This is a genomic window from Halorhabdus sp. CUG00001 (assembly GCF_009797925.1).
Taxonomy (GTDB): Archaea; Halobacteriota; Halobacteria; order Halobacteriales; family Haloarculaceae; genus Halorhabdus.
In genome coordinates this window covers 140,776-157,308 of the sequence record NZ_VOLB01000001.1, presented here as the reverse complement: position 1 = coordinate 157,308, position 16,533 = coordinate 140,776, and the positions used below count along the sequence as shown (strand labels likewise).

The 16,533-nt window shown below is 61.9% G+C and carries 13 protein-coding genes; 2 read left to right on the top strand and 11 right to left on the bottom strand.

What is annotated here, in order from left to right; genetic code table 11:
* Positions 1 to 10: 10 nt before the first annotated feature.
* The 4 genes from FR699_RS00810 to FR699_RS00795 are packed head-to-tail and all read right to left on the bottom strand — an operon-like array spanning position 11 to position 3,997.
* On the bottom strand, positions 11 to 1,330 hold the full coding sequence (locus tag FR699_RS00810) for a glycerate kinase (RefSeq protein WP_158853410.1): 1,320 nt from the start codon (positions 1,328 to 1,330) through the stop codon (positions 11 to 13).
* Complete coding sequence (locus FR699_RS00805) at positions 1,327 to 2,163, bottom strand: SDR family NAD(P)-dependent oxidoreductase (protein WP_158853408.1); 837 nt, start codon at positions 2,161 to 2,163, stop codon at positions 1,327 to 1,329. Before FR699_RS00805 ends, FR699_RS00810 begins: the two co-directional genes overlap by 4 nt.
* 52 nt (positions 2,164 to 2,215) lie before the next feature.
* Positions 2,216 to 3,022: an endonuclease V gene (locus FR699_RS00800; RefSeq protein ID WP_158853406.1), complete on the bottom strand. Its 807-nt coding sequence runs from the start codon at positions 3,020 to 3,022 to the stop codon at positions 2,216 to 2,218.
* 3 nt (positions 3,023 to 3,025) lie between these two features.
* Positions 3,026 to 3,997, bottom strand: a complete 972-nt coding sequence (locus tag FR699_RS00795; RefSeq protein WP_154552245.1) for a rhomboid family intramembrane serine protease — start codon at positions 3,995 to 3,997, stop codon at positions 3,026 to 3,028.
* Positions 3,998 to 4,129: 132 nt separating this feature from the next.
* Between FR699_RS00795 and FR699_RS00790 the strand changes: the two genes are divergently transcribed.
* Both FR699_RS00790 and polX read left to right on the top strand, forming a co-directional pair.
* Positions 4,130 to 4,582, top strand: a complete 453-nt coding sequence (locus FR699_RS00790) for a DUF5788 family protein (RefSeq protein WP_158853404.1) — start codon at positions 4,130 to 4,132, stop codon at positions 4,580 to 4,582.
* On the top strand, positions 4,579 to 6,315 hold the full coding sequence (gene polX, locus FR699_RS00785) for a DNA polymerase/3'-5' exonuclease PolX (RefSeq protein WP_158853402.1): 1,737 nt from the start codon (positions 4,579 to 4,581) through the stop codon (positions 6,313 to 6,315). Before FR699_RS00790 ends, polX begins: the two co-directional genes overlap by 4 nt.
* Before the next feature lie 415 nt (positions 6,316 to 6,730).
* Here the strand turns inward: polX and FR699_RS00780 are convergent, their stop codons facing one another.
* The 7 genes from FR699_RS00780 to FR699_RS00750 all read right to left on the bottom strand — a co-directional run bounded on the left by FR699_RS00780 (position 6,731) and on the right by FR699_RS00750 (position 16,388).
* Positions 6,731 to 7,153: a hypothetical protein gene (locus FR699_RS00780; protein ID WP_158853400.1), complete on the bottom strand. Its 423-nt coding sequence runs from the start codon at positions 7,151 to 7,153 to the stop codon at positions 6,731 to 6,733.
* 124 nt (positions 7,154 to 7,277) lie between these two features.
* On the bottom strand, positions 7,278 to 8,195 hold the full coding sequence (locus FR699_RS00775) for a carbohydrate ABC transporter permease (RefSeq protein ID WP_158853398.1): 918 nt from the start codon (positions 8,193 to 8,195) through the stop codon (positions 7,278 to 7,280).
* A 2-nt stretch (positions 8,196 to 8,197) separates the two neighbouring features.
* On the bottom strand, positions 8,198 to 9,163 hold the full coding sequence (locus tag FR699_RS00770) for a carbohydrate ABC transporter permease (RefSeq protein WP_158853396.1): 966 nt from the start codon (positions 9,161 to 9,163) through the stop codon (positions 8,198 to 8,200).
* Positions 9,164 to 9,193: 30 nt separating this feature from the next.
* The gene (locus FR699_RS00765; RefSeq protein ID WP_154552251.1) at positions 9,194 to 10,543 is read right to left on the bottom strand and encodes an ABC transporter substrate-binding protein; all 1,350 of its coding nucleotides are present in this window, start codon (positions 10,541 to 10,543) and stop codon (positions 9,194 to 9,196) included.
* A 118-nt stretch (positions 10,544 to 10,661) separates the two neighbouring features.
* On the bottom strand, positions 10,662 to 11,822 hold the full coding sequence (locus FR699_RS00760; RefSeq protein WP_154552252.1) for an ABC transporter ATP-binding protein: 1,161 nt from the start codon (positions 11,820 to 11,822) through the stop codon (positions 10,662 to 10,664).
* Between the two features lie 110 nt (positions 11,823 to 11,932).
* Positions 11,933 to 13,807, bottom strand: a complete 1,875-nt coding sequence (locus FR699_RS00755) for a methyl-accepting chemotaxis protein (protein WP_158853394.1) — start codon at positions 13,805 to 13,807, stop codon at positions 11,933 to 11,935.
* A 649-nt stretch (positions 13,808 to 14,456) separates the two neighbouring features.
* The gene (locus FR699_RS00750) at positions 14,457 to 16,388 is read right to left on the bottom strand and encodes an archaea-specific SMC-related protein (protein WP_158853392.1); all 1,932 of its coding nucleotides are present in this window, start codon (positions 16,386 to 16,388) and stop codon (positions 14,457 to 14,459) included.
* Positions 16,389 to 16,533: the final 145 nt, after the last annotated feature.

The window sequence follows — 16,533 nt, the reverse complement described above, 5'->3', positions numbered from 1 at the left end:
CGTGACGATACTACTCGTTGATCACGAACACGCGCAAGTCATTGACGTTGGTTCCCGTCGGCCCGGTTTCGATCACCGCGTCGCTCGCTTCGAGAGGCCTCAACGCATCGTTTTCGACCAGTGCCGCCCGGCCACGCTGGGGGTTTTCGAGCGTCTGCCCGTCGACGATCGCCCCCGCGATCTCGGTCCCGCCGTCCTCGCCGTCGGTGTCGACGCTGGCACAGACGACCCGCTCCGGTCGCTCGATGGCCACCCGGAGCGCGAACTCCAGGTTCGGTCCGCCATCGCCGTTGCCCGTGACCGAAACTGTCGTCTCGCCCCCCGAAAGGAGGACGGCAGGCGGTTCGACCGGTGTGCCGGTCGCCGCCGACTCCGCTGCGATCGCCAGTTGTGACAGGGCGGCCTCGGTCGCCTCGCCCCGGACCCGGGAGGAAACGACCAGGGGCTCGTAGCCGGCCTCGCGGGCGGCATCGCGGGCCGCTTCCAGCGCGGTCCAGGCATCGGCGAGGACGTGATTGTCGACGTGAGCCAGTGCCGCGGACTCGGCCGGCGTCTCCGCACGCTCACCGGCGGCACCAGCTTCGAGATGTGCACGGACCGGCGCGGGAACGCCCACGTCGTAGCGGTCCAAGATATCGAGGGCGTCCGCGTAGGTCGTCTCGTCGACGGCGGTCGGTCCGCTGGCGATCACGCCGGGATCGTCACCGACGACATCTGAAAAGAGGAGTCCGACCACTGTCGCTGGCGCGGCCACCCTGGCCAGGCCGCCACCCTTGATCGCCGAGCAGTGCTTGCGGACAGCGTTGATCTCACGAATCGAGGCCCCGCTTTCGACCAACTGCTCGGTCGCATCCTGCAGATCCACGAGCGTAATATCGCCGGCCGGCAACGCCAACAGCGCGCTGCCACCACCCGTGATCGGGGCCAGCACCAGCGTCCCCTCGCCCAACCCCTTCGCCCGTTGGAAGACGCGTCGAGCGCCTTCCAGGCTGGCTTCGTCCGGGATGGGATGGCTGCCGGCTGCCGTCTCGACGGTCTCTGTCGCGACTGGCGTCGTCGAGACAACAAGCCCCCGGTCGAGGTACCCCTCAAGTGTTCGTTCGAGTTCGCGTGCGACCATATCGGCTGCTTTGCCACCGCCGAGGACGACCACCGAGTCGTAGGCCGCGAGGTCGTACTCGCTGTCGGCGACAGTGAGAATGTCGTCCTCGACGATGAGTGACTCTCGCAAGACGTGCTGGGGCGTCGCCGCTTCGATCCCCGCCTCGATGGAAGCGAGTGCAACCTCGTGGGCCGGCGTCTTCGCCAGCCGATCGCGATCGGCGATCATCGCCCGAGGCTCGTCGCCTTCCGTACCAGGCGGAAGGCAGCGTCTCGCCACCGGTCGGGGAGATATCGCAACGCCAGGATCAGCTTCGCGCCGCGCCCGATCGCGTAGCGTGGGTCCGGATCAGTCATCGCCGCGGCGTCGAAGATGGCAGTCGCGACGTCTTCCGGAGGGATTCCGAACAGGCCGTCGTACTCGATGGCTCGGCGATCGTCCTGGCCCTCGTAGACCGCCTCGTAGGCGCCGGATTCTTCGAGTCGCTCGCGGGTGGCCTCTGCCGTGTCGGCAAAGTCCGTCTCGACGACACCCGGCTCGACCAGCACGACGTCGATTCCGTGTGGGTCGACCTCGGCACGGAGGGCGTCGCTCATCGCTTCGAGAGCGAACTTCGAGGCCGAGTAGACGCCCATCCCGGGCGTGGTGATCCGACCGTACAGACTCGAGACGTTGATGATCGTCCCCGCCTCTCGGTCGCGCATGTGGGGCAACACTGCCCGCGTCAGGCGGTGTGGACCGTAGACGTTCACGTCGAACTGATCGTGGAAGACGTCGGTCGGCACGTCCTCGACGGGGCCAAACTGGCCGTACCCGGCGTTGTTGACCAGGCAGTCGATCCGGCCCTGTTCGTCGACGATGCGATCGACGACGCGCTCGACCGCGCGCGCGTTCGTCACGTCCAGATTTGCCGTCTCCGCGCCGGCCTCGGCGAGGTCGGCGAGGTCGCCAGTGTCCCGGGCAGTCGCATAGACCGTCCAGTCTTCTTCGAGGAACCGTTCGGCGCTGGCCCGGCCGATGCCCGAGGAACAGCCCGTGATGAGTGCGATACGGTCGTCCATACCGTCGCCTCGGGTGCCCGCAAGTAAGCCCTGGCGGTCGATTGCCGAATCGCTACCCATCGAGGCACTCACGTTTGTGCCGGTCGGCCGCCCGGTCGGCGAGTCGTGTCGGCTCCGGGAGTTTGTACCCGCCAGTACACTGGGTCACGAGGTCAGCAGCCGTCGCCGCGCACACGCGATGGCCGGGACTGACGGACAGCGGATTGATCGACGTCGACCCGGACTCGTACTGACGGGTCTGGACGGCGTGGCCGATGACCGTCCCTGACTCGGCGGTCACGTCCGCGTCGGCCGCGATCGGGACGCGCTCGCCCGCCGGCATGCGGTCGGGGATCGACTCGACCGGCGTCCCACAGAGCAGGTTCTTCGCGACACCGATCGCCGGGACGTCGACGGTCACACCGACGTGGGTCGCCAGCCCCGCCTCCCGGAAGTGAATGCGACCGCTCCCGTCGACGACCAGAAGATCGGGTTCGACAGTGAGATTCGAGAGCGCGGCCAGAATGGCTCCGCCCTCGCGGAAACTCAGCAGGCCAGGAATGTACGGGATTTCGGTGTCGACGACTGCGTGCGTCCGGTCGACGATTGCCCCGTCCTGCAGGGCGACGACGGCACTCAGGGCGCGGTCGCCGTCGTCGAGAAACGCCTGATCGACGCCGGCGACGATCGGACCGTCGTCCGTGAGTCGCTGCTGGGTGTCGTCGAGCAGTTCGACGGGCGAATCGACGGCGACCGCCGCCGGATCGAAGTCGAAATCATCGTCGAAAACTGCGGCGTCGGCGATGTCACGCTGAAGGGCTTTCATCGCCTCGTGAGACAGCGACGGATCGGGGACGAACTCGGGGCGAACGGACTCCATCACTCAGAACGGGCCGCGACGGCGACCGGGACCGCCAGGGCCGCCGGGACCGCCCGGGCCACCGCCGAACTGCAACTGGTTGGGGACTCGGATCTGGCTCTGGACGCGTCGGCCATAGATAAGTCCAATTGCCAGTCCGACCAGGTGGGCCACGTTGGCGACGCCTTGTCCGCCCGTGCCGAAGATACCGAGGACGTTGATCGCGACCAGGCCGATCGTCAACATCCAGATCGGGATCGGGAAGATGAAGTACAAGTACACGCGCAGGTCAGGGTTCAACACCGTCAGCACGCCCATGATCGCCAGGGCGGCACCCGACGCGCCGAGGACGGGTGCCAGATTCCCCTGTATCGACATGATCGCGATCTGGCCGAGACCGGCCAGGACACCACTTCCCAAAAATAGCAGTGTGAAGTCTCTGGAGCCGATGTACTGCTCGACCAGACGGCCGAAAAAGAAGATCACGATCCCGTTGACGACGATGTGGCTGACCCCACCGTGGGCGAAGATCGACGTGAACCACGTCCAGACGTACTCGGGATTGCCAGGCTGGAGGGTAAAGATCGTGTGATAGAGGTCCCAGGCCTCCGGTGTGGTCGTGATTATTCCCCCTGGAACCTGTTTGAATTCGACGAAGAACGCCTTGAACAGCTCCTGGGCAAAGAACGTTACTGCCATCAGGATCAGGAACACGTAGGTCATGTTCCCACGGAAGTATCCGAGGACACCACCTGGTCCAGTGTCGGGCTTCAAGCGGTCCAACGTACTCCTCGACGAACTGGTAGTGGACCCGCTGCCAGTCGTCACACTCTCGTCGAACCCGCTATCGAAGACACCTTCTGGGTCACCCCAATCCTCTAGGCCCGGACAGTCGTGATTCTCGGGCAGGCGATGTTCGGCGCAGAAAGTCCCACCGCAGTGTTTGCAGTGATACGGCATGTTCGTCTGTGTGCTACAGACGTCACAGGTCGTCATTGCTGGTGCGTAACGGACCCTCGGGCAAAGAGATTGTGCTTGCCGCGACCAACTCGGGCAAGCTAGACGGCCGTCCCAGATGGTCTCGTCCCGACGGAGAGGTTTTTGTCACTTGCACTCGGAGAAGTCCCTGTGCACGACTACGAGCGCAAGCAACTCCTCGAACGGATCGAGCGCGAGGGGGCCACGGTCGGGACCGAGATTCCCGAGACCATCGATATCGACGGGGAACCCCTCAGCCTGCACGCGTTCGTCTTCGAGACGCGACAGCAGGAATCGATCCCGCCTGCCCATCGGGAGCGTGTCGAGGATGTCAAGACGACGCTCAGACGCGAGCGAGGAGCCCGCAAGGAACGCCTCGAATCTGCGGATCTATCCCGGGAGACCGGCGAGGGACTCGCCGAATCGATCGTCGGCATCGACCGGGCGCTGAACGCCCTGAACGATCTCGGCTCGGCCGATCTCGAACAGGAACGGGCGGCCGCCGAAACGGCCGACCAGAAGCGTTGGGTGCGATTCCTCAAGCAGGCACTCGGCCAAGACGACACCGACGATCGACGGGCACAGGGTGGTGTCGAGCCATGAGTGCCAACGCAGCGATCGCCGACCGCCTCGAAGAGTTCGCCGACCGCCTCGAGGCCAAAGACGTCGCGTACAAACCCCGGGCCTACCGTCGGGCCGCCGAAAACATCGCTGCCTACCCGGGCGACGTCGCGACGCTCGCCGAAGACGGGACGGACGCCGTCAAAGAAGTCGAGGGCGTCGGCGATGCGATCGCCGCCAAGGTCGTCGAGTACGTCGAGACTGGGACCATCGAGGAACTCGAAGACCTTCGCAAGGAGTTGCCCGTCGATATGGACGCCCTGACGAGCGTCGAGGGAGTCGGTCCGAAGACGGTCGGGACCCTCTACGAGGCGGTGGGCATCGAGACGCTCGACGATCTCGAAGCAGCAGCCGAGGCCGGCGACATCCAGGCAGTATCGGGATTCGGCGCGAAAACTGAACAGAACATCCACGACGGGATCGACTTCGCCCGCCAGGCCCACGAACGCCAGTTGCTCGGTGAGGCCCGGCCACAGGGCGAAGCCGTCAAAGAGTATCTGGAAACTGTCGATGCCGTCCAAGCGTGTGAACTCGCCGGATCACTGCGGCGCTGGAAAGCCACGATCGGCGACGTCGACGTGCTCGTCGGCAGCGACGACGCCGAAACGGTCCTCGAGGCCTTCACCGACTGGGACGGGGCCGACAGGACGATCGAAGCCGGCTCCCAGAAGGCAAGTCTCCGGGCCGGCGGCGTCCGGATCGACCTCCGGGTCGTCGCGCCCCCCGAATTCGGCGCTGCCCTGCAGTACTTCACCGGGAGCAAAGATCACAACGTCGCGGTCCGCAACCGGGCCATCGAACGCGATCTGAAGGTAAACGAGTACGGCGTCTTCGACGTCGCCGACGTCGAGGACGACGACCAGCGGGCGGGCAACCGGATCGCCGGCGAGACCGAACAGGCGATGTACGAGGCCCTCGATCTACCTTGGATTCCGCCGGAACTCCGGGCGAACCGCGGAGAGGTCGAAGCGGCAGCCCAGGACGCGCTTCCGAACCTCGTCGAGACTGAGGCCGTCCGTGGCGACTTCCACGTCCACACGAACTGGTCGGACGGCAACAATTCGATCGAGGAGATGGTCGAGGCGGCCGCCGAGCGTGGCGACGAGTACGTCGCCATCACCGATCACGCGACCGGGCCGGGGATGGTCGGCGGCGTCGGCGTCGCGGACGAGCAACTCCGCGAGCAACGCACCGAGATACGGGCGATCGACGACGACCGCGCGGACATCACGGTCTTTGCCGGCGTCGAGGCGAACATCGACACCGACGGGACCGTTTCGGTCGCCGACGAGTTGCTCGCCGACTTGGATCTCGTGGTCGCCTCACCCCACGCTGGGCTGGACGGTGACGGGACCGAACGGTTGATCGCCGCTGCCAAGCACCCACACGTCGATATCATCGGCCATCCCACCGGCCGCTATCTCAACCGCCGGCCGGGACTGGATGTAGACGTCGAGCGACTCGCAAGTGTCGCCGCCGCCCACGATACAGCCCTGGAGGTCAACGCCAACCCCCAGCGGCTCGATCTGGGCGGGAACGCCGTCAAACAGGCCGTAGAAGCTGGGGCGACCATCGCCGTCAACACCGACGCCCACCGGCCCGCAAACGACGAGTACGTGCGATTTGGCATCCACACGGCACGGCGTGGCTGGGCCGAGGCGAAAGACGTACTCAACACCTGGCCAATCGAAGACATCCGGCCGTTCCTGTCCTGAACGGAGGGGTGCCGACGGTTGAGAAGGGAGACAGTAGCCGCCACCTACCATTTTACCATTCATATACTATTTCGTATCTATTTCGAACGGCCGAGATCGATGACTCCTCGGACTGGCAACGATCGAAACACACCGATATCGTAGGATACCGCCAGAGAGTGCTAATTTCGGCGACTTGCCGCTATCTGTCGTCCCGAGGACGAGTGATCGGGGGCTTCGATCACCTCTCGATCAGGGACCGCTCTGTATAGACGGATCCGCCAGTCAAAAAGGCGCTCGAAACGCATATCTATACCAACGTTGGACGGATGACTGCTGAGTCGCTACACACTCGGGTGACCGAGCAAAACAGTCAAAAATTACACCGTACTCTATTTATACCATATTGAGAATCTTTTGTCCATGTCGATGCCAGTCACCACTCGGCATCGAGTTTGTCGACGACGTACTCCCGGACGAGATCGGCTCCCCGGTAGAACGACAGCCAGATCGCACCGGCAAAGACGAGACCTGCAACGAGCGTATCCAGTACCGTCGTGAGCAGGCCCTGCCAGCCCACGATCAGAGAGAGAGTGGCGTCGAGGACAACCGTCCCGAAAAACAGCGGGGCGAAGTAGACGACGATGCGAACGAGGGGCTGTTCGCGCGCCCACTGGTCCCAGTTTTCAACGACGAGGACATAGAGGACGGCCGAGGAAAAGACGAGCCACAAGCCCGTGATCACCATGCCCTGGCGGGCAGTCTGAACGGTGACCAGGGACCCGGCGGTAAAGGCCGTGAGAATGCCCAAGCTGATCGCCCAAATCACTGCTTTCCCTCGACTGAAAGCTTCGCTCATCGGTCGATCGTTGGATCAGCTACCTCAAAACGTTGCCGCTCGTCAGCCCCGAGTCTGTGGCTGTCGGGGGGAAAAATAGAAGATGCGTGGTGGACAACCGGACCGCGGAGTTCGCCGGGAGACCTTACGTCGCGATCCCTTCGGCGAACTGTTCGGCGAACAGCACGTAGATGACGATCGTCGGCAGCGCCGCGAGGAACGCGGCAGCCATCCGGAGCGGGAAGTTGACCCCGCTCAGGTCAGCACCGATCCCCGAGAGGATGAGCGTGATCGTCGCCGCCTGGTCCGAAGAGCTCCCGATCAGCGTCAGCGAGAACAGGAACTCGTTCCAGATCTGGGTGAACTGGTAGATCAACACGACGCCGATCATCGGTTTCGACAGCGGCAGGACGATGCGAGTGTAGATCTTCGTGATGCTCGCCCCATCGACTTTCGCGGCCTCGACGAGTTCAGTCGAGATCGTCTTGTAGTACGACCGGAACAGGAGGAAACAGATCGGGATCCCGTAGGCGACGTGGGTAATCGTCAATTCGGCCAGCGTCCCCCAGCGTTCGTTCGCCGGAATGATCGTGATGCCCTCGATGATGATCCCGTTCGAGATCGGGAAGATGTTGGTCCAGAAGTCACTCAACGGGACCAAGATCGCCTGGTAGGGCAGGAAGATACCGAAGACGAACAGCAACACGACCGGCATCTGGCGACGCCAGTCGACCAGGGTGAGCCCGTAGGCAGCCGTACTCCCGAGAATCACGTCGAGTATCGTCGAGGGAATCGCCATCGCGAAGCTGTTGACGAACCCGCGAGCTAACTGGTCGAACGCCTGGCCCCAGCTTTCGAGCGTGAAGTTACCGGGGGTTGGTGGAAGGAACGGCGTCGTCGCGGCTCCGCTCGCTTTCAGTGACGTGACCAGTCCCGTATAGATCGGCGACAGGAAAAACGCCACGAAGGCGATGATCACGAAGTACAGCCCGAGCCGGCGGTAACTGATCTCCGGCAGGAGGCGTGCGACACCGTCGCGTTTCGAGGTGGTTGATTGACTCATTGTTAGAGCGCCCTCGCTTTGTACTGGTAGTAGAGGTACGGCGCGACCACGAGCAGTCCCATCGCCAGCAGGATGGTCGCGATCGCGGCGGCATACGCCCAGTGCTGGAGGTTGAACGCCTCGCGCACCATCAGCGTCGCGAGCACGTCAGTCCCCTTGGGGGGGCGGTACGTCCCGAACATCGCATAGAGGAAGGTGAAGATCTTCAGCGCGAAGATCATCAACACGACGGCCGCACTCACGGATGCGGATTTCAACTGCGGGATGATCACGCGCCAGTAGGTCTTGATGAGACTCGCACCGTCGACCTTCGCGGCTTCGAACTGGTCGCTGGGGATCGACTGCAAGCCAGCCAGGAACACGACCATACAGTAGCCGCTGAACTGCCATATCAACGCGAAAATGACCGCTCCCAACACCAGTTCCGGATTCCCGATCCAGTTGTACGGCCCGAGGCCGAACAACCCGATCACGGTGTTGACGAGTCCGTTATCGAAGTTGTACATCCACAGCCAGAACTGGGCTGTCACGACGAACGACAGCGCCATCGGCAACAGGTAGATCGTCTGAATCGCGCCTTTCTGGCGGATGTCTCGATCGAGGAGAATCGCCAGGAACAAGCCCAGGATGAGCGAGATCGTAGTGAACGCGACCAGCAGGACGAACGTGTTCCTGCCGGTCGAGAACACGGCCGGATCCGCCAACGCCTGGGCGTACATCTCAAAGTCCAGTTGGCTGTAGTCCGGCGGTTGGAGGAACCCCTCGTAATCCGTCAACGAGATCAAGAAGTTCCAGATGATCCCGCCGTAGACAGCCAGCCCCATCAGCAGTAATGGGATCAGCCAGAACGGCGAGGATCGAACGAAGTCACTCTTCCAGAACCGCCGTAAGCGTTCGCGCCTATCGGTCTCAGTAGCGTGGCCACCGCTAGCACCGGGTCCAGCTACCGTGTCTTGTGAACCTGCCATGATTGAAACGATGAGGTGAAGATCTGGGCGTTACTGTGAGACAACGTCGGTAAGGCCCGACACTGTCTGGTCGACGTTGTACGGCCCCATGAAGTTACTTCCAATCACGTCCTTTGCCTCACTCAGCTGCTCTGGCGAGACGGCCAGGCCGTGTGCGATCGTGGGCGGGAACTTCTCTTTGTTCGCCAGGTGGTCGGCGTTCATCTCGAGGAACGGCGTCAGCCGACTCGAATCGATATCGGTCCGGAGCGGGATCGCACCCTTGCGGTTCCCGAACTCGACCTGGGCGTCTTTCGTCCCCAGGAACTTCGCCCACATCTTCTGCTTGACCGGCGTGTTGGTGTCACGGGCGAAGGTGAACGCGTCGATGTGGAGCATGTACATGTCGCTCGTGCCCGGATACGCGATCCAGTCCCAGTCTTCCTGGTAGGAGACGCCACTGTCCTCGGCACGGTACATGCCGTACGCCCAGTTCCCCTGCTGGATGCAACCGGCGTTGCCATCCATCATCTGCTGGTTGCCCTCGGTGAAGGCGATCGTCGCAGCGTCACTGTTGATATGGTTTTCCAGCATCTCCTTGGTGACTTCGAGAGCGTTCCGGAGGTGGTCCTCGTCGACGTCCCCCTCGATGTAGTTCATGTAGGCGTCGTAGCCGCCATCCATGCCAAGGAAGTTCTGGAAGACCAGCTGGAGGGTCGTCCACGCACCCGACATGGCGTGAGCCATCGGGTCGGCGTCGGTTTCTTGACCGATCGTTTCGAACGCGTCGAGGAGATCGTTCGGATTGTCGATCGCACTCGGATCGACACCGGCATCATCGAAGACGTGCACGTTGTAGAACAGATTGTTCATCCGGTGAGAGACCAGCGGCATCGACCGGTACTCGCCGTTGAGCTGGGACTCCGTTGCCGCCCTGGAATTCATCGTCTCCGTGTAGTTGTTCTCCTCCCAGACGTCGGTGATGTTTGCCAGCAACCCACCGTACTGGGTGATGTTCTGGCCGGGCCAGGCCTGCCAGGCTGCCGGCGGGTCCCGGTTGGCGAGCCGTCGCGCGACCACAGAGTCGAGGTTGACGTTCCCCGTCCCGCCGATCGGCCGGAAGTTGGTCGCCAGATCCGGGTACTCCTCTTTGAACATCGAGGTCAACTTCTCGACGGCCGCCGCACCGTCCCCGCCAGTCCAGGCGTGGAGGACTTCGAGCTCGGTATCGTTGGGTGTCGGCTCACTGCTCTCGGTCGTCGTATCTGTGTCCGCGGGGGCCTCGGTCGTCGTATCGCCACCGCCACAACCGGCCAACCCAGCCATGGCAAGCCCTGCTGACGCTCCGAGAACACTCCGACGGGAAACGGTGTCGCCACCGGTACTGGTATCTTCTGTCATACATTTCTGTGTTCAACGTACTCCTATTTAATAATTGTGGTAGAATTTTTATGTTGAATAGCGAGCCCTGAGACTCACAGACGGCAAAACAAACGACCAGCTGCTCGCCGCGACCGATTCAAGCCGGTTTTGCGCCTTTGAGTGGCCGGTCGCCTTCGATCTCCCCGAGACTCCGATTGTGCAACGATTCGCCCGTTTCGGCATCGAAGAGGTGGATCGCACTCTCGGGCAGCCCGATCCCGATCGATTCGAGTTCGTCGACGTTTCGCATCCCGCTGATCGTCGACGTCAGCGCGGATTCAGTCCGGTCCTGACTCTCGAAAGCGAGGTGGACCGTGTTCTCGTCGCCCATCGGTTCGACGACGTCGACGGTAGCCGGGAACTCGTGTCTCCGTTCCGCTGCATCGAGAATCTCGACGTCCTCGGGCCGAATGCCAAAGACGAGCTCGTCGTGACCCTCGATGTTTGCCAGCACGTCGTCGCTGAGCGGGTACTCGAAGTACTCGCCGACGAGACGCCCATCTTCGAGCGTGACCTCGAGGAAGTTCATCGACGGATCGCCAATGAAGCCGGCGACGAACTGGTTGTTGGGCCGGTGATAGCACTCCAGTGGCGTCCCGACCTGCTGGAGTTCACCGTCGTTGAGGACGGCGATTCGATCGGACATCGTCATCGCCTCCGTCTGGTCGTGAGTGACGTAGATGGTCGTCGTATCGAGATCCTCTTGGAGATGTTGGAGTTCCGTCCGCATCTCCGAGCGGAGTTTCGCGTCCAGATTCGCCAGCGGTTCGTCCAGCAGGAACGCCTCCGGTTCGCGGACGATCGCTCGGCCAAGCGCGACCCGCTGCTGTTGGCCCCCCGAAAGTTCACCGGGTTTCCGGTCGAGCAGCGCGTCGATCCCCAGCATCTCGGCGGCGTCCTCGACTCGTGTACGGATCTCATCTTTCGAGAGGTCAGTGGCTTCCTCGAGCCCGAAGGACATGTTCCCGCGGACCGTCATGTGGGGGTAGAGAGCGTACGACTGGAAGACCATCGCCACGTCACGTTCCTGGGGCGAGAGGTTCGTAATCGGCTTATCGTCTAGACTGATCGTGCCCTCGGTGGGCATTTCGAGCCCGGCGACCATCCGAAGAGTCGTCGACTTACCACACCCTGACGGACCGACCAAAACGAGGAACTCACCGTCCTGAATGTTGAGATCGAGATCGTCGACCGCGATAATCTCGCCGCTCTGATCCTGGAATTTTTTGGTCACTCCGTCGAGTATTACGTTCGCCATGTTCGATTGTGCGGTATTCTGGTATAAATAATTTATTGTGTCTAACGGTCACGATCGCAGACGGAGCCGAAACCCCGACACGAGGAGGGAGTCGTCCGGGGCCAACCCACTCAGTCCGCCGAGAGGTCGCCGACGTAGAGGTCGCCCTCGCTGTCGGTGTCGAACTCTTCGAGGGCGTCGTGGAGCGGGCGCGCGTATTGGGTGAGGTCTTGGGCACGTTCGGACACCGCAGTGAGTTCCGAGGCTTGTTCTTCGGCCGCACCGGCGACGATGCCCGATTCCGCGAGCGTCTCCTCACTCAGGGTCGCGACCTCACCGACCCGGGCGGCGATCTCGTTGAGACGATCGACCTGTTCGTCCACGTCTTGGTCAGTTTCCTCGGCAGCAAGCTGCTCGAAGCTGTCGGCCAGGTCGTCGATCTCCGCTGAGACGTCCTGAAGGCGCTCTTTTTGATCGTCGGCATCGTCGGCGATCCGCTGGACAGAATCGGCAACGTGACCGCTCGCGACGCGAACGCTGTCGGAACTGGCCTGGAGGACCTCGCCGGTCTCCTCGACCCGGACGGCGAACTGTTTCAGTTCCTCGGTGGTTCGCTCTAGTTCCGCGACCATTTCGTTGAACGACGTCGCGATCTGATCCATCGCTTCGTTCTCCCCATCCGGGTCGAGACGTTGGGTCAGATCCCCGTCTGCACACTGTCGCATCGTGTCTGAGTATTCCTCAGCCTTCTGCTGGAGGTACTCGTTCATCCGCATCGCCTCTGCTCGGGAGACTTCGGCCTCTTTGCGAGCCCGTTCGGCCTCCGTTATCTGCTGGTTGAGCGACGAGCGCATGTTCTCGAACCCGTCGTACAGTTCACCGATAGCGTCGATCCGGGACGTCCCCGCTGTCGCTTCGAGATCGCCATCGCGAAGCTTGCCTGCCCACTGGCGTAAGCGATTGAGGTCACGTGTCGTGTTGTACCCGATCGCGGCCCCCAAGACACCGACGAGGATGACGCCGCCGAGGGTAGCAAGCCGCCCCCATCGCGAGATGGCCCAGACGAACCCGTAGACGCTCGACCGGGGTTCGTGGACGAGGACAGTCCAGTTCAGCGGGACGTTCGTGACACTGATCGGAGCATATCCCACAGTGTATTGTTCGTCGATAACAGCCGTTTTGGCCGCCATATCGGGGATCACACCAGCCGACCGATCGGTGCCACGCAACGTCGCTGCGAGCGTGACCGGGTGCAGTGCCCGCTGGTCGCCGTACTGGCCAAGGACCTCCGCGCTCTCGCCAGCCACCTGTACGATACCGTCGTCGTTGACGACCTGCGTGAAACGATCGTCACTGGTCGTGTCGATCGACGACGCCAGGTCAGCGACGGAGTACTCCATGACGAGGTACCGATCTGGATGGTCAGCGGCTGGGCTGACGAACGCGACGACAGGCGTCTCGCCAACCCGATGGACGTCAGTGACGTGGACGTCCATCACGTCCAGCGAATCGAAGGGGGTAGACTGAATCCACGCGCGGGTCGTCTCTGAGAGATTCATCTCGAAAGAGATCTGCGGGCTGGCGACGACCCGGGGAGCATGCTCGGAATAATTCAGCAGATAGATGCCGTGAACGCCGTAGACGTTCCCGGCTGTCGTTGCCAGTTCCTGTTGGATATCGAATCGAGACCCCGGGTCTGTTCGACTCAACGCGGTGTCTTTCGATGCGAGTTTCACCGAGATAGAGTTGCGCTCGACCCACGTTTCGATCGCGTTTGCCTGTTGAGACGCCAGATTCTGGTACTCCTCTTTGACGTTCTGTTCGACCTGCTCGGCGACGGCCCCGGTTGCCGTCGCTCCGATAACGCCGATCGCCAGGCCCATGACCACCAAGATGAGTGCGAACTTGAGCGTGAAGCGCCGGCGGATGAAATTCGGCACGACTCGACTGAATACGGACCCCCCATCGGACCCAGCCGTCGAATCGACCTCCCGATCATCTGTCATCGTTTATCCTCGTGATTGTACCCATGTGGTATGGCCCCGTATATGTTTCTCAAAGCAGTTTTGCACAGTCCCGGGACCCATATTGTGAGACAAAAATCATAATGGTCGTTCAAACGTTTGCGATGGGCGAACAGTAAGAGCCCACTAGAATCGGACGAGACGGATGAATCCAAACACACAGACCGCCTACCCCGAACTCGCTCGCCACCCGTCGGAATACCGAGCTGAAGGGGTGCAAATCGTTCATTGTTTGCAAACGCTAATGATTGCGATGCAGTAGGGGAGTCCGTGGCACAGCCGATCGGAGTGGGCCTCACCACCAGCGCCAAGACGTACTCTGCAGACCGGTCAGAGATGTCGCCCATCGGGCGAGGTACGCACTGGAGTACCCATCGCGTCGACGACGGTCGGCACGAAGACTGGGCCAGACGTCCAAAGCGAGCTGGTCCGAATTCGTTTCCACATCGTGAACGAACGAGGAGTATCCGAAGACGACGAACCGTCATACGGAGCGTATCGTTTCCAGTCAGTGAACGGGTCGGGTCGAGCGACCAACGTAACAAGCGTACGTTTGTAATACCAAATTCCCGACACACGAATCAGGGGCTCTCAGGCTGGGGAAGTCGTCGAGAATCCGGTCCGTAGTGGGCTACTGGAGGGCCTCCGCCGGGATCCGGTCGTGACGGTCGGCCACCGCCTGGGCATCCTCGGGAAGCAAGGCGACGAGCAAGACATCGACGTACTCCGAGAAATGATCGACGAGTTTCGACGTTCGCTCGGCGTCGATCGCTTCCAAGGAGTCGAGAAGGATGAACGGGACGTCCTCGTAGACTTCGTGGGTGAGATACCCAGCGAGGGCGAAGACGAGCCCGATCAGTTCGCGCTCGCTTTCGCTCAGATTGTCGATCGTCTCCTCGTATCCAACGCCGTCGGCCGACTCCCGAATAACGTGTAGGTTGAAACTGCTATCGGCAGCTGGGCTAGCCTGGGACGAGCGCTTCTCGATCCAGACACGAGTAATGTTATCGTACCCCAGGACGTCGAGTAGCTCGTCCATGTGCTGGTTGAACGTCTCGACGGCCCGCTGTTCGAGGCGATCGATACGGGCACGCTGCTCGGCGATCTGGTCGCGCAACTCCGACCGTTGTTCGTTCAGATCTGCCACAGCCGGTAACGCCTGGATCGACTCGATGTCGTCGGTAACGTCTTCGAGTTGCTGATTGAGTTGGCCCCGTTCGTACTGTAAGTCGCTGAGCCGTTCGTACATCTCCAGTAGATCGTCGTCCCGGAGTTGCTGTGTGTCTGCAACTTCGCGTTCGAGATCTGCGATGGTGTCGGCGAGTTCTGACTGTCGCGATTCGAGTGTGGACCGACGCTCTCGCCGCTGGTTGAGTCGCTTGCGCAGCGACGATCGCTCACGTTCGATCCGGTCTTGTTCGTCGAGCGTCGTTTCGATCGTCTCCCGTTCGTCTTCGAGCGTCTCGACGCGTGACGTCACGTCTGTCCGCTCGGCGCGCTTTTCTTCGATGACCGCTCGAAGCGAATCGAGCCGAACATCGACGTCGTTGCGAGTGACAGGACTCCCACACGTCCAACAGACCAAATCACGTTCGTCGTCCGGTGCCAGTTCGCTGGTCGGATCACTGTCGGTGGGTTCGATGCCAGGCAGTTCCAGTGACCCGTCGAGTAGGTCCTGGTTGAATTCGACGATCGTAAACAGTGCGTTGATCGTCTCTTCGAGCTGTCGACGCCGTTCACGCGCGACGGCGAGATCCTCTTTGACCTGCTCGAGATCCTCGTCAGTGTACTCGACGCCCTCGTCTGTGCCGGTGAGTTCCGCCAGTTCCCCTTCCAGTGACTCGATCTCGGCTTCGACGACCTCGATCTCGTTTTCGACGCGGTTGTGCTCTTGTCGGGCCTCGTCGAGTTCTTCGACGAGTGAATCGGCCTCGGCCGCCGTTTCGTGATCGGCCTCGTAGGCGTCGATCTCCGTCCGAAGCGTGGCGATCTCGTCGTCGATCGACTCGACGTCCGCCTGGAGGGATTGTCGCCGATCCTCCAGGGCCGGCAGTTCGTCTTTCCGCTCACCGACCCGATCGATCCGGTCGTCGAGTTGCCGTTTTTCCCGCTGTAAGGACTCGATGCGGCGTTCGATCTCGTCCGTGTCGATCGGACGCATGATGATCTCGCGGAGGTCCCCACCCCGTTCGACTGCTCGTCGCGCCGGATTGTTTTCGAGCAACGTGACGAACGTCTCGACCAGTGAACCGTCGGCAACGTACGGCTCCCCGTCTACGTGGACGTCTTCACCGTCTCGCCGGAAGGTCCGCTCGTACCGTTGGTCACCGATCTGAAGGGCCACCGACCCAGTGTCGGCATCTGTCTTGATCGAGCCAGCCGTCCCGCCAAGAGCACTGTCGACCGCCGAAAGGAACGACGTCCGGTTGGTCGCATTGCGACCGCGAAGAACAGTCACGCCGGGATCGATCGTCACGTCTGTCTGCTCGATCCCACCGACGTTCTCGATGGAGACAGTGATAGCATCGGCCGCCATATCCGTATCGGTAGCTGAGTGGACCATTGATCGGAAAGTTAGGAGACATCCTATAAATTCCCATCGGTAGTGTGGGTAGATTCCACAGGCGACACTGGTCAGTGATTGACGTCGATCGACCGGAGGCTCCGATAGTATCATGTCCGCGGACCCGGTACGTACGGCCAATGTA